General features: G+C 69.2%; 15 protein-coding genes. 4 read left to right on the plus strand and 11 right to left on the minus strand.

All coding sequences use genetic code 11. The features are described 5' to 3' along the window. Position 1: 1 nt before the first annotated feature. Positions 2 to 340 (minus strand): hypothetical protein, encoded by a 339-nt coding sequence (locus AWC18_RS14695; RefSeq protein ID WP_085139262.1) that lies wholly within the window; start codon positions 338 to 340, stop codon positions 2 to 4. 141 nt (positions 341 to 481) lie between these two features. Between AWC18_RS14695 and AWC18_RS14700 the strand changes: the two genes are divergently transcribed. Continuing rightward, positions 482 to 817 carry an RNA polymerase-binding protein RbpA gene (locus tag AWC18_RS14700; protein WP_064996141.1) on the plus strand — a complete coding sequence of 112 codons (336 nt, stop codon included), beginning with the start codon at positions 482 to 484 and terminating at the stop codon, positions 815 to 817. A gap of 62 nt (positions 818 to 879) precedes the next feature. On the opposite strand, the gene AWC18_RS14705 is transcribed toward AWC18_RS14700, so the two are convergent. The 4 genes from AWC18_RS14705 to AWC18_RS14720 all read right to left on the minus strand — a co-directional run bounded on the left by AWC18_RS14705 (position 880) and on the right by AWC18_RS14720 (position 5,613). Beyond that, entirely contained in the window at positions 880 to 1,632 is a 753-nt protein-coding gene (locus tag AWC18_RS14705; RefSeq protein ID WP_208858372.1) for a polyprenol monophosphomannose synthase, read from the minus strand. Then, entirely contained in the window at positions 1,625 to 3,481 is a 1,857-nt protein-coding gene (gene lnt, locus AWC18_RS14710; RefSeq protein ID WP_085139207.1) for an apolipoprotein N-acyltransferase, read from the minus strand. The genes AWC18_RS14705 and lnt overlap by 8 nt, the downstream gene beginning before the upstream one ends. Continuing rightward, positions 3,474 to 5,006 carry an amidohydrolase gene (locus AWC18_RS14715; RefSeq protein WP_085139263.1) on the minus strand — a complete coding sequence of 511 codons (1,533 nt, stop codon included), beginning with the start codon at positions 5,004 to 5,006 and terminating at the stop codon, positions 3,474 to 3,476. Before AWC18_RS14715 ends, lnt begins: the two co-directional genes overlap by 8 nt. 115 nt (positions 5,007 to 5,121) lie before the next feature. After that, a complete protein-coding gene (locus AWC18_RS14720) occupies positions 5,122 to 5,613 on the minus strand; it encodes an FxsA family protein (protein WP_085139208.1) in 492 nt (163 codons plus the stop codon). A 75-nt stretch (positions 5,614 to 5,688) separates the two neighbouring features. Here AWC18_RS14720 and AWC18_RS14725 point away from each other — a divergent pair, with 75 nt between their 5' ends. Next, on the plus strand, positions 5,689 to 6,390 hold the full coding sequence (locus AWC18_RS14725) for a dienelactone hydrolase family protein (protein WP_085139209.1): 702 nt from the start codon (positions 5,689 to 5,691) through the stop codon (positions 6,388 to 6,390). A gap of 4 nt (positions 6,391 to 6,394) precedes the next feature. On the opposite strand, the gene ric is transcribed toward AWC18_RS14725, so the two are convergent. The 4 genes from ric to AWC18_RS14745 all read right to left on the minus strand — a co-directional run bounded on the left by ric (position 6,395) and on the right by AWC18_RS14745 (position 8,834). Next, positions 6,395 to 7,093 (minus strand): iron-sulfur cluster repair di-iron protein, encoded by a 699-nt coding sequence (gene ric / locus AWC18_RS14730; protein ID WP_085139210.1) that lies wholly within the window; start codon positions 7,091 to 7,093, stop codon positions 6,395 to 6,397. A 78-nt stretch (positions 7,094 to 7,171) separates the two neighbouring features. After that, complete coding sequence (locus AWC18_RS14735) at positions 7,172 to 7,561, minus strand: PPOX class F420-dependent oxidoreductase (protein WP_085139211.1); 390 nt, start codon at positions 7,559 to 7,561, stop codon at positions 7,172 to 7,174. 60 nt (positions 7,562 to 7,621) lie between these two features. After that, positions 7,622 to 7,939 (minus strand): hypothetical protein, encoded by a 318-nt coding sequence (locus tag AWC18_RS14740; protein ID WP_064996147.1) that lies wholly within the window; start codon positions 7,937 to 7,939, stop codon positions 7,622 to 7,624. A 145-nt stretch (positions 7,940 to 8,084) separates the two neighbouring features. Beyond that, positions 8,085 to 8,834 carry an SDR family NAD(P)-dependent oxidoreductase gene (locus AWC18_RS14745; protein ID WP_085139212.1) on the minus strand — a complete coding sequence of 250 codons (750 nt, stop codon included), beginning with the start codon at positions 8,832 to 8,834 and terminating at the stop codon, positions 8,085 to 8,087. Between the two features lie 35 nt (positions 8,835 to 8,869). Here AWC18_RS14745 and AWC18_RS14750 point away from each other — a divergent pair, with 35 nt between their 5' ends. Beyond that, positions 8,870 to 9,283, plus strand: coding sequence for a F420-dependent biliverdin reductase (locus tag AWC18_RS14750; RefSeq protein WP_064996149.1), 414 nt, complete (start codon positions 8,870 to 8,872; stop codon positions 9,281 to 9,283). On the opposite strand, the gene AWC18_RS14755 is transcribed toward AWC18_RS14750, so the two are convergent. Then, positions 9,280 to 10,422, minus strand: a complete 1,143-nt coding sequence (locus AWC18_RS14755) for a M24 family metallopeptidase (RefSeq protein WP_085139213.1) — start codon at positions 10,420 to 10,422, stop codon at positions 9,280 to 9,282. The two genes, AWC18_RS14750 and AWC18_RS14755, sit on opposite strands and share 4 nt — an antisense overlap. Before the next feature lie 32 nt (positions 10,423 to 10,454). Between AWC18_RS14755 and AWC18_RS14760 the strand changes: the two genes are divergently transcribed. Beyond that, positions 10,455 to 11,408, plus strand: a complete 954-nt coding sequence (locus tag AWC18_RS14760) for a 5'-3' exonuclease (RefSeq protein WP_085139214.1) — start codon at positions 10,455 to 10,457, stop codon at positions 11,406 to 11,408. A 14-nt stretch (positions 11,409 to 11,422) separates the two neighbouring features. Here the strand turns inward: AWC18_RS14760 and AWC18_RS14765 are convergent, their stop codons facing one another. Next, a complete protein-coding gene (locus AWC18_RS14765; protein ID WP_085139215.1) occupies positions 11,423 to 12,163 on the minus strand; it encodes a DUF4333 domain-containing protein in 741 nt (246 codons plus the stop codon). Positions 12,164 to 12,173: the final 10 nt, after the last annotated feature.

Raw genomic sequence — 12,173 nt, forward strand, 5'->3', positions numbered from 1 at the left:
ATCAGCGCCAGCGGTCGGCCGCATCGACGGCCTGCAGCAGGATGTCGCACAGCTGTCGCAGCTCGTCGTGGGGAGCGTCTTCGGACAGGGCGGTCGCGATGTCCTCGGCCGCGCATCGCACCTGATAGACCCGGTCGGACAGGGCGGTCGCCTCGTCGGCGGAGAGCACCACGGAGTCGGGCGTCAGGGCGGTCGTCTTTCCGCTGCTGATCAGCGCGCGCTGTTCGTAGGCGCGCTGCCGGCAGGACTGCCGGCAGTACTGCCGTCGCCGGCCGATCCCGGCATCCCCCACGTCACGGCCGCACCATCGGCACGGCTGGGGGCGGGGACTGCGAGCCACGTCGCACACCTTAGTCCGAGGACCGCGAAGATCCCGGTATCATGAGAGGTCGCGCCACCTGCGCCGGGAACTTCACAGGGCCCGCTCGCGTTGTCAATCGCGAGGCAATTTTTTCACCAATAGGCATAAGGAGTGTGGGTCATGGCTGATCGTGTTCTGCGGGGCAGTCGGCTGGGAGCCGTGAGCTACGAAACCGACCGCAACCACGACCTGGCGCCGCGCCGGATGGCGCGCTACCGCACCGAGAACGGTGAGGAGTTCGAGGTGCCCTTCGCCGACGACGCGGAGATCCCCGGCACCTGGATGTGCCGAAACGGTCTGGAAGGCACGCTGCTCGAGGGTGATCTGCCCGAGCCGAAGAAGGTCAAGCCGCCGCGCACCCACTGGGACATGCTGCTGGAGCGTCGCTCGATCGAAGAGCTCGAGGAGCTGCTCAAGGAGCGCCTGGAGCTCATCAAGACGAAGCGGCGCGGCTGAGCTTCGCCGCTGCCTGACGCCAGGCGCGGCCCCTCGGCCGGGCCTGGCGGGTGCGCCCGTGACTAGCCGCGGGCGCCCCGAAGCCGGTTCACCCGGCCGGCGATCCCCCACCGCGCGACCTTGACCATCGCTTCGCGGATGTTCGAGCCGCTCATCTTCGACACGCCCAGCTCACGTTCGGTGAACGTGATCGGCACCTCTTTAATGGTGAATCCGCTGTTCACCGCCCGCCAGGTGAGGTCGACCTGGAAGCAGTAGCCCTTCGATTCGACCGCGTCCAGACCGATCTTCTCCAGCACACCGCGGCGGTAGGCCCGGTAGCCGGCGGTGATGTCGTGGATTCCGACGCCGAGCAACAGACGCGCATACGTGTTGGCGGTCTTGGACAGCACCAGCCGGCGCACCGGCCAGTTTCGCACCGTCCCGCCGTCGACATAACGCGAGCCGATCGCCAGGTCGGCGCCGGCGTCGATGGCGTCCAGCAAACGGTAGAGCTGCTCGGGAGCGTGGCTGCCGTCGGCATCCATCTCCACGATCACCTCGTAGGGGCGCTCCAGCCCCCAGGCGAATCCGGCCAGGTAGGCCGCGCCCAACCCGGCCTTGGAGGTCCGGTGCATCACGTGAATACGCTCCGGGTCCTCGGCCGCGCGCTCATCGGCCAGCTTCCCGGTACCGTCCGGACTGCCGTCGTCGACGACGAGAACGTGCACCTCAGGGCGGGCCTGCTGTAGCCGGTCCAGGATGATCGGCAGGTTCTCCAACTCGTTGTAGGTGGGGATGACCACCAGAGTGTGCAGGCTGGGACGCTCACTCATCGGCGCCGCTCCTCCCGTTCTCCGCATCGGCGCCGGTGCGGCCCCGCTTGAAATGACGTCGCGTAATCCGACCGCGCATGAAGTTTCCATTTTGCCGTATGGCGACCAGCAGGGACGCAACGGCCGCTCCGAGCAACACCCATTGCAGTACCGGCCCCCACCGCGTCGCCGTGGTCAGCGTGGTCTTGAGGCGCACGTGGCTGTCAAGGTAGGCGGGCTCGAAGAAGTCGGTCCGAGCCAGCTCGCGGCCATCGGGGGCGATCACCGCACTGATTCCGGTGGTTCCGGCCACGACGACGTAGCGGTCGTGCTCGACTGCGCGCACCTTGGCAAACGCCAGCTGCTGGTCGCTCATGGTCTCGTCGAAGGTCGCGTTGTTGGTCGGTACCGCCAGGATCTGGGCGCCGGCGAGCACCGACTGACGCGGCGCGCGGTCGAAGATCACCTCCCAGCAGGTGGCCACCCCGACCGGAACGCCGGCCACATGCACCACCCCGTTGCCGCGGCCGGGAACGAAATACCCGGCCCGGTCGGCGTAGCCGGACAGGTGGCGGAAGAAACCGCGCCACGGCAGGTACTCGCCGAACGGCTGCACGATCCGCTTGTCGTGGCTCTCCCCCGGCCCGGTGCGCGGATCCCACACCAGCACCGAATTCGACGCGACCGGATTGTCGCGGCTCCAGCCGGGCGCCGTACGCACCGTGCCCACCAGGATCGGGGCGTCGACCGCTTGGGCGGCGACGGTGATCTGCTGCGCGGCATCGATGTTCGTCAACGGATCGATGTCCGAGGCGTTCTCCGGCCAGATCACGAACAGTGGCTTCGGGGCACGCCCGGTCGTGACATCCTCTGCCAACCGCAAGGTTTCACGGACGTGGTAGTCCAGCACCTCGCGGCGCTGGGCGTTGAAGTCGAGTCCCAGTCGCGGCACATTGCCCTGTACGGCGGCCACGGTGATCGACGGGTCGTCGCCGGCGCCCACCCCGGAGCGGCGGACCCCCGGCCACACCACGACGGCGGTCAGCATCACCAGGCAGATACACAGTCCGGGCACCAGCACCGCCGGCGGGCGGTCGCTCGCGCCGGGTGGCGGTGGATTCCGCAGCCACCGCACGATCTCGATCGACAGGGCGGCTCCGGCGCAACCGATCAGCACCACCCCGGTCGACAGCAACGGAACACCACCGAGCGCGACCAGTGGCAGCAGCGGTCCTGCGGTCTGTCCGTATCCCACTGCGCCCCAAGGGAACCCGCCGAAGGGGAAGATCGACTTCGCCCATTCCTGGGCCGCCCACAGCAGCGCAAACCAGATCGGCCAGCCGGCCAGGGACCGCACCGTCACCGCCGCCGCCCCGAACAGCGCGGGAAACAGTGCACACATCAGCGCCAGGATCAGCCAGGGCAGCGCGCCGACCAGACCGCCCACCCACGGCAGCAGCGGCACATAGAACGCCAGGCCGCACAGCAGGCCATACCCGAATCCTCCGGCAACGGTGGTCTCGCGGCGAATGAGCACCCAACTCAGCAGCCCGAAGGCGACAATCGCCGCCCACCACCAGTTAAGTGGGGGGAAGCTGGACCGCAACAGCATGCCCGCCACCACCGATGCGGCCAGCTGCGCCCAGCGATCCGCCGTGGCGATGCCCAGCCGCTCCAGCCGGTTCGGTCGGGGCGGGCCGGCGTCGGTGACGGTGACGGTGTCGGCAGCCGCTTCGGCGGGTGCGTCATCGGTCGAGTCGGCCGGTACGTCAGCAGGGTCCGCCGGTACGTCAGCAGGGTCGGCAGCCCCGTCACCGGCCGGGTCGTCGGTGGCGATTTCAGCTGCCGGTTCGTCGGTGGGCTCAACCATGCAGGACCACACCACGGTGCACAGTGCGTCGGCATTGGGGACTGACGCCGGACTCGAGCACCGGCAACGCCGGCACCCGGGCGCGCGGATCGGTCGACCACCGCTGCACGGAGTCGCGAGGCGCCTGGACGGCGAGATCGCCGGTCTCCCAGACCGCGTAGGACGCGGGTGCGCCGGCCACCAGGGTCCCGGTGAGGCCATCGTTGATTCCGGCGGCTCGCCAGCCGCCGCGCGTGGATGCGGCGAACGCCGCCCGCGTCGACACCGCGCTGCCGGGCGTGCGGTGGTGCGCGGCGGCGCGCACGGCGGCCCACGGATCCAAGGCGGCCACCGGGCTGTCAGAACCGAACGCGAGGGGCACGCCTTGGGATGCTAACAGCGCGAACGGGTTCAGCCCGGCGGCTCGTTTCGCGCCCAGGCGCTGGGCGTACATGCCGTCCTCGCCGCCCCACAGTGCGTCGAACACCGGCTGCATGCTGGCGATCACGCCCCAGGCACCCAGCTTGGCGGCCTGCTCGGCGGTGACCATCTCCAGGTGTTCCAGCCGGTGCCCGCAGCGCGCCACCGCGGGCACTCCGAACTTCTCCACCACCCGTTCCAGCGCCGCGACCACCGTGGCGACCGCGGCGTCGCCGATCACATGGAATCCGGCGGTCACCTCGGCCTCGGTGCAGGCCAACAGGTGGGCGGTGACCGCGTCGAGATCCAGGTGGCTCACCCCGGTACAACCGGGTGCATCGGCGTAGGGCTCGTGCAGCCACGCGGTGTGCGACCCCAGCGCCCCGTCGACGAACAGGTCGCCGCCGAGTCCGCGCGCACCGGTGTCGGCGATCAGTTCGCGTGCCCGGGCGGCGCTGGTGACCGCTTCGCCCCAGTAGCCGATGACCTCGACGCCGTGGCCGCCTTCGCCCAGGGCCCGCAATTCGCGCCAGTCATCGAGACCGCCGATGTCCGGGCCCGCGCATTCGTGAAGCGCGACGATCCCGGCCGCGGCCGCTGCGTCCAGCGCGGCCGCCCGGGCCTCCGCGCGCTGCCCGGCGGTGAGCAGCGTGCCTGCGGCTGCACGGACCCTGTGATGGGCATCGCCCGTCAGTGGGGTGGCCGCGTCGATCCCGGTGGGCAGTTCCGGCACCAGGTTGCGCAATGCGGTCGAGGCCAGCGCGGAGTGGACGTCGGCGCGAGACAGGTATGCGGGTCGATCGCCGACCACCGCATCAATGGCTGCGGTGTCCGGGGCACGGCCTTCGGGCCAGCCGGATTCGTCCCAGCCGTGTCCGCGGATCGGTTCGCCGGGATGGGCGGCGGCGTAGTCGGCGAGCAGTTGCAGGCAGTGCTGTGCCGACGTCGCCGGCCGAAGGTCCAAGCCGATGCGGCAGAGTCCCGTCTCGGTGATGTGGACGTGGCTGTCCACGAATGCCGGTGTCACCAGCGCGCCGTCGAGTTCGATCACCTCGGCCTGCGGGAACTGCTCACGGCCGACGTCGTCGCTGCCCAGCCAGGCCACCACCCCGTCGCGGACCGCCATCGCAGTGGCATCGGGATGGGTCGGGCTGTGGATTCGCCCACCGAGCAGCAAAGTGGCAGGCCTGGCGGTCACATCGGTCACGACGTAAAAAGTACGGGTTGCTACAGGCTGCCGGTCAGGCGACCGGAAGGGCGCGCTGCCCGGTGTCGGTGACGTCGACGAATTCCGCGTCGATGTAGTCGGCTGTCCGGCCCGTCGCGCGGCGGGTGCTGTACCACTGCCGACCGACCGTGGCCGCCGCCACCAGCGGGGCATGCCTGCCCAGCGCGGTGGCCGCCACCGTCGCCAGCAGCGGGCGGGCGGCGGCCCGAGTCGGGGGCGCCAGCAGCAGCAGACCCGCCAGCGACGTCACCGGCCCCGGAACGAGGACGAGCACGGCTCCGGCCGTGACCAGCCCGCTGTCGGCGAGAACACCCGGATCGGCGGGCTTGCGCAGGCGGCGGATCTGGTGCCTGATCTGTCCGCTTGCCAGCACCAGTCCGGCCGCGAAGATGCCCAGCAGCAGCAACGTCGTCCAACCGAAGCCGAACGCCCAGATCAACGCGGCAACCGCCGCCAGCTCGACCAGGGCGTAGAGACCGAAGATCCGCAGCACACCACTCACCATGCCACTCCAACGTTTGTGCCCCGGATGTGGTTCCAGCCAACCGCGGGGACACGTGGGGAGGGCAATACTGGTGCGATGACGACGATCCAGATCGAGACGCCCGCCGGCCCCATCGATGCGCTGCTGGACACCCCGGCGGGGTCTGGACCGTGGCCCGGTGTGGTGGTGATCCACGACGCGATCGGCTACGGCAGGGACATGCAGGCCATCTCCGAACGCGTCGCGGGCGCCGGTTACCTCGCGCTGTCGCCGAACCTGTACTCGCGAGGCGGGAGGGCGCGCTGTATCACCAGAGTGTTTCGGGAGCTGCTCACCCAGCGCGGCCGTGCCCTCGACGACATCCTGGCCGCCCGCGACCATCTGCTGGGGATGCCCGAATGCTCGGGTGCGGTCGGTATCGCCGGCTTCTGCATGGGTGGCCAGTTCGCACTGATTTTGGCGCCCAGAGGTTTCGGGGCCTCCGCGCCGTTCTACGGCGTGCCACTTCCCCGCCACCTGGAGCAGACCCTCGACGGCGCCTGCCCGATCGTGGCCAGCTTCGGAGCCCGCGATCCGCTCGGTCGCGGTGCCGCCGATCGGCTACGGCGCGTGGTCGAGGACAAGAACATTGCGCACGACATCAAGCTGTATCCGGGAGCCGGCCACAGCTTCGCCAACGAACTGCCGGCGCAGCCCCTGATCCGCATCGCCGGCTTCGGCTACGACGAGGCCGCGACCGCCGACGCCTGGGAACGCGTCTTCGGGTTCTTCGGCGAGCATCTGCACGCCCAGGCCTGAGGGCTCAGGCCGGACTTCCGGCCGCTGCGAGCACCCGCGGGAACAGCACGTTGTTCTCTTTGTGCACGTGCAGATGGATGTCGGACTCCAGGTCGGCCAGGCCCGCCAGCATGGCGGTGTAGCTGGCGCAGGCGTCCACCGGCACGGTGTAGCCGTCGGTGAGTTCGCGCAGTTCGGCCAGCAGGCGACCGGCATTGTCGTGCTCCTGCTGGTTCTCCGCCAGTTCGGTGCGCACCTCGTCGGGCAGTCCGCGCTCGGGGCGCCCCGCATGCAGGCTGATCTGAGGGAACAACAGGGTCTCTTCGGTACGCAGGTGCGGTTCCATGCCGTCGCGGAGCTGATGAAAGACCTCGCGGACCCGGAGCAGTTCGCCGTGCTTGGGACCGTGCACGCGTGCGACCTTGTCCACCAGCTCGGCCAGGCGCGGGAACTCGTCCCACAGGAACCGGTGGTGGGTACTGACAATGTGGGCGATCAGCGAGGTGTCGTCGTAGCCGGCCCAGTCCGCCGGCGCACCGGGTGCGGTGGCGTTGAGCGCGGCCAGCACCTCGTCGACATCGACTCCGTCGGCGGCGCACGCCGCGCCCAGGGTGCGCTGACCGTGGCAACAGAAGTCGATCCCGAACCGGCTCAGGACACGGGTGGACGACGGGTCGGCGGTGACGATGTCGCCCAGGATCTGGTCGGAAGTGACAGTGGCCACGACGGCTCCTAGAGGTGAGGGGGCAGATCCCACAATGCCTATTTCAATGAGCACAGTAAATTATATGTGACGCGCTCATCACGCCGGATCGGCCGGGGTCAAGGCCAACCCGACGTTGGTGTGCATACCGCCCCGCAACCTGCTGAAGAAGGTGAATACCGGGCCGATCAGTTTGTAGCGCTTGTTGATCGCCGCGTAGACAGCAGCATTATGCGACTTGTCCAAGACGGTGGCGACGGCCTCGATGGCCTCGCTCTTCGGCCGTCCGCGCATGTCGCAGATGGCTACGGTCACCCGCGGGGTGTTGCGGATTCGCTTGACCTTCCAGGATGACTCCTGGGTGATCACCAGCAGTCGGTCGCCGTCCGGTGCGGTCCACACCGGCGTCGGCTTGGGCCGCCCGTCCTTGGTGAACGTGGTCAGCAGCACATAGTCGGACTTGGCGATCTGGGCGAAAGTCGGGGCCATGCCCGCGAACCTACCTGCCCGCAGCCCCGACAGCGCGGGTGGTGTGAAACGCGCGCACCCCTACAGCGGCGGGCGGTTCGCGATGGGATGCAGGTCGGCGAGCTTGGGCAGCTCGGCTTTGGGCTGCTCGGCATCCACGAAGTCCGCTACGGCATCCATAGTGATCAGTCCGTAGCGCACCAGCAGATCAACCGCGTTCAGGCCGAAGTGCGTGGCAACCCGGATCAGGTTGTCCGCGGTGATCAGACGACCTTCGTGGGCCGCCTTGTAGTAGGCGGACTTGCGATAGCCGAAGGCTTCGTACACCTCGGTTGCGGGAAGCGGCCTGCCGACCAGGTATGGCAGCACGACCGACGGGTCCTTTTTACGATCGTCCATGGAATTACACACTAGTCCTGTCAGGCGGGACTACGTCAGAGATCTCTGTCGAAACTCTTCGTTAATTCCCACGAGCCGGGTAGGTCGGGTCACGACACATTCTACGTAGTTGCCGGTTCGAACCCCGGCGCGGGGGACCACTTTGTTAACGCGGCATCCGCCGCCACACCGATTGCGGCAACATCCTCAGCACGGCGAACATCGGGCGCAGCGCCCACGGCACCCATACGGTGCGGCGGCCCCTGCGCAGCGCCCGGTCCGCCGCGAGCGCCACCTGCTGCGGGGTGCTCGCCAACGGGGCGGGGTCCATTCCGGTGGTCATCCGGCCGATGACGAATCCCGGGCGGACGATCAACAGGTGCACACCGGTGCCGTGCAGGGCGTCGGCGAGACCGCTGGCGAAGCCCTCCAGGCCGGCTTTGGCCGACCCATAGACGTAGTTGGCTCGCCGCACCCGCACCCCCGCCACCGAGGAGAACACCACCATGCGGCCCCGGCCGGCGGTGCGCATCGCCGCGGCCAGGTGGGTGAGCAGACTGATCTGGGCGACGTAGTCGGTGTGCACGACCGCCACCGCATGGGCAGCATCGGACTCCGCGCGGGCCTGATCACCCAAGACCCCGAAGGCCAGCACGGCGGTGCCGATCGGTCCGTGCTCGGCGATCAACGCCGCCACCAGGGGGCCGTGGCCGGTCAGGTCGTCGGCATCGAACTCTTTCACGTGTACCGCGACCGCCCCCGCGTCGCGCACCGCGGCCACTTCGGCGGCGAGCCGATCGGCGGATCGCGCCGCCAACACGACCGTCGCCCCCGGGGCGAGCTGTCGCGCCAGTTCGACGCCGATCTCACTTCGCCCGCCGAAAATCACCACCGGGCCGTCCACCGTGTCGTTCACGGCTGAGATTATCGCCTGCGCTAGCGTGTGCGGTGATGGCGAACGCGACGACCCGACTCACCAGTGACGCGCTGGCGTTTCTCACCGAACGCCACCTGGCGATGCTGACCACCTTGCGCGCGGACGGTTCTCCGCATGTGGTCGCGGTCGGTTTCACCTTCGACCCGAAGACTCACATCGCGCGAGTGATCACCACCGGCGGGTCGCAGAAGGCAGTCAACGCCGAGCGGGCCGGAGTCGCCGTCCTGAGTCAAGTCGACGGGGCGCGCTGGCTCTCGCTGGAGGGAAGCGCCACCGTCAACGACGCCCCCGCAGCGGTGCGCGACGCCGAGCTGCGCTACGCCCAGCGCTACCGCACACCGCGGGTGAACCCGCAGCGCGTGGTGATCGAAGTCCAGGTGGAGCGGGTGCTGGGTTCTGCCGACCTGCTCGACCGCGGCAACCGCTAGTCAGCCGACTCCGTCACCGGCACCACCACCAGGTCGTGCGGCCGGCTGTTCAGTGATTCCGCGCCGTCGGCGGTGACGATCACGATGTCTTCGATGCGGGCGCCCCACTTGCCGGGAAAGTAGATGCCGGGCTCGACCGAGAACGCCATCCCGGCCCGCAGCGGCTCGTCATTGCCGGCAACGATGTAAGGCTCCTCGTGCACCGACAGGCCGATGCCGTGCCCGGTGCGGTGCACGAAGTAGTCGGCCAGGCCGGCCTCGGCCAGCACGTCGCGAGCCGCCGCGTCGACCTGCTGTGCCGTCACCCCCGGGCGAACACTGGCCACCGCGACACGCTGCGCCTCATGTAACACCGAATAATGTTGCACAACATCGGGATTCGGCTCCCCCAGGCTGTACGTTCGAGTCGAGTCGGAGTTGTAGCCCGGCTCCACCGGCCCGCCGATGTCGACGACCACGATGTCACCGGCCTGCAGCACCCGCTCGGAGCATTCGTGGTGCGGGTCGGCGCCGTGCGGGCCCGAACCCACGATGACGAAGGCCGCCTCCGTATGCCCTTCGGCCACGATCGCCGCGGTGATGTCGGCGGCGACGTCGGCCTCGGTGCGGCCCGGAACCAGGAACTCCGGCACCCGGGCGTGCACCCGGTCGATCGCCGCGCCGGCCCTGCGCAGCGCGTCGATCTCGCTGGGGTCCTTGATCATTCGCAGATCACGAAGGACGCCAGTTGCCAAAACGGGCGTCGTGCCGAGCACATCGGCCAGTGGCAACAGATGCAGTGCCGGCATCGAGTCGGTGACCGCGACCGCCGCCGAGGCTGTCCCCAGCGCCTCACCCACCATGCGATAGGGATCCTCGCCGTCTACCCAGTCCCGCACCGCCACCCCCAGATCGGCCACCGCGGATTCGCGCAGCGCCGCCAACTCCAGTCGCGGCACCACCATGGTGGGTGTGCCCGAGGCCGGCAGCACCAGCGCGGTGAGCCGCTCGAAAGTCTGGGCACGCGATCCGATCAGGTAGCGCAGGTCGTACCCGGGGGTGATCACCAGGCCGGCCAGGCCGGCGTTCCCGGCGGCATCGGCCGCGGCGGTCAGTCGGTGGGCATAGACACTGCTTTCGAACCGGGAAGTCACGCACATCAGGCTATCGGGCGGCAAATAGGCTGGCACCCATGACTGCTCCGGTGTTGCTTCTCGACGGTGCCAGCATGTGGTTCCGCTCCTACTTCGGGGTACCGTCCTCGATCACCGCACCCGACGGCCGGCCGGTCAATGCGGTGCGGGGCTTCTTCGACTCGGTGGCCACGCTGATCACCCGCCAGCGTCCCGGACGGCTGGTGGTCTGCCTGGACCTGGACTGGCGGCCCCAGTGGCGAGTGGACCTCATCCCCTCCTACAAGGCCCACCGCGTGGCCGAGGAGGTGCCCGACGATTCCGACGTCGAAGAGGTGCCCGACGAGCTGAGCCCTCAGGTGGAGATGATCGCCGAGCTGCTCGACGCGTTCGGCATCACCACCGGCGGGGCGCCCGACTTCGAGGCCGATGACGTACTGGGCACCTTGGCCGCCGCCGAACGCCGCGATCCGGTGATCGTCGTCAGCGGCGACCGCGACCTGCTGCAGGTGGTCGCCGATGAGCCCGTCGCCGTGTCGGTGCTCTATCTGGGGCAGGGTCTGGCCAAAGCGACACTGTTCGGCCCGGACGAGGTGGCGCAGCGTTACCGGCTGCCGGCCGAGCGGGCCGGCGCTGCCTACGCCGAAATGGCGTTGTTGCGCGGTGATCCCTCCGACGGGCTGCCGGGGGTGGCCGGGATCGGGGAAAAGACGGCGGCGGGTCTGCTGACCCAGTACGGCTCGCTGGCGGCGGTGCTGGCCGCCGCCGCCGACCCGGGATCGCCGATGGCCAAAGGAGTTCGGGCCAAGCTGCTGGCCGGGCAGGACTACATCGAGGCCGCCGAGCGGGTGGTGCGGGTGGCCACCGATGCCCCGGTCGCCCTGTCGACGCCGTCGGACACCCTGCCCCGGGTGGCCGCCGACCCGGCCCGCGTCGCCGAGCTGGCCGGGCGACTCGGTGTCGCGTCCCCGATTACTCGGCTGCAGCGGGCGCTCGACACGCTGCCTGACTAGCTGGCCTGAACGGACTACTTGGGCCGGCCGACCTCGTAGGTGCCCGAGTTGTCCTGGAAGGTGACGGTCACCTGACGCTTGGTCCCGTCGATGCTGACCTCGCAGTTGAAGGTGTCGCCCTGCTTGACCACCGGGCTCTGCCCGTTGTTGCAGCGGACGTCCTTGACATTCTTGGCGCCGTAGCCGTTGGTCTGGTCGGCCAGGATCTGCTGCACGCCTTCCTGCGCCTTGTCGATGTCGAGCTTGGTGGTCACGAAGAAACCGGGCTTCCAGAAGCCCAGCACCAGCACCGCCAGGACGATGATGCCCACGGTGCCGGCGAGCACAGAGCTGACCAGACTCGACGGGCGCTTGGTCTCGGTGCCCGGACCGGGGTACTGGGCCGGCTGACCGTACGGCGACGGCTGCCCGTACTGACCGGGCTGGCCGTACTGACCCGGCTGGCCGTACTGACCCGGCTGGCCGTACTGACCGGGCTGGCCGTACTGACCGGGCTGGCCGTACTGACCCGGCTGGCCGTACGGCGACGGCTGACCGTACTGCTCGGGCTGCGGGTAACCGGGGTATTGCTGCGGCGCCGAAGGATATGCGCCCTGCTGGGGGTATTGGGGGTACTGCTGCGGCGTGTAGGCCGGGGGCTGCCACTGCTGCTCGGCGCCCGGCACGGGACCCTGTCCGGTGCCCTGGTCCTCGGGCTGACCGGGCTGCTGAGGCTGCCACGGCTGCGTCGGGTCGTATCCCTGCGGTCCGCTCATCGTTGTTCCT

It is taken from the genome of Mycolicibacter nonchromogenicus (assembly GCF_002101775.1).
Lineage (GTDB): Bacteria > Actinomycetota > Actinomycetes > Mycobacteriales > Mycobacteriaceae > Mycobacterium > Mycobacterium nonchromogenicum.

Excerpts from the sequence above, each read along its gene's own strand:
- AWC18_RS14705 (WP_208858372.1), bottom strand. The coding sequence starts at position 1,632 with ATGAGTGAGCGTCCCAGCCTGCACACTCTGGTGGTCATCCCCACCTAC.
- AWC18_RS14760 (WP_085139214.1), top strand. The coding sequence starts at position 10,455 with ATGACTGCTCCGGTGTTGCTTCTCGACGGTGCCAGCATGTGGTTCCGC.
- AWC18_RS14715 (WP_085139263.1), bottom strand. The coding sequence starts at position 5,006 with ATGGCGGTCCGCGACGGGGTGGTGGCCTGGCTGGGCAGCGACGACGTC.
- AWC18_RS14720 (WP_085139208.1), bottom strand. The coding sequence starts at position 5,613 with ATGGTGAGTGGTGTGCTGCGGATCTTCGGTCTCTACGCCCTGGTCGAG.
- AWC18_RS14700 (WP_064996141.1), top strand. The coding sequence starts at position 482 with ATGGCTGATCGTGTTCTGCGGGGCAGTCGGCTGGGAGCCGTGAGCTAC.
- AWC18_RS14725 (WP_085139209.1), top strand. The coding sequence starts at position 5,689 with ATGACGACGATCCAGATCGAGACGCCCGCCGGCCCCATCGATGCGCTG.
- AWC18_RS14750 (WP_064996149.1), top strand. The coding sequence starts at position 8,870 with ATGGCGAACGCGACGACCCGACTCACCAGTGACGCGCTGGCGTTTCTC.
- lnt (WP_085139207.1), bottom strand. The coding sequence starts at position 3,481 with ATGGTTGAGCCCACCGACGAACCGGCAGCTGAAATCGCCACCGACGAC.
- AWC18_RS14765 (WP_085139215.1), bottom strand. The coding sequence starts at position 12,163 with ATGAGCGGACCGCAGGGATACGACCCGACGCAGCCGTGGCAGCCTCAG.
- AWC18_RS14740 (WP_064996147.1), bottom strand. The coding sequence starts at position 7,939 with ATGGACGATCGTAAAAAGGACCCGTCGGTCGTGCTGCCATACCTGGTC.
- AWC18_RS14735 (WP_085139211.1), bottom strand. The coding sequence starts at position 7,561 with ATGGCCCCGACTTTCGCCCAGATCGCCAAGTCCGACTATGTGCTGCTG.
- AWC18_RS14755 (WP_085139213.1), bottom strand. The coding sequence starts at position 10,422 with ATGTGCGTGACTTCCCGGTTCGAAAGCAGTGTCTATGCCCACCGACTG.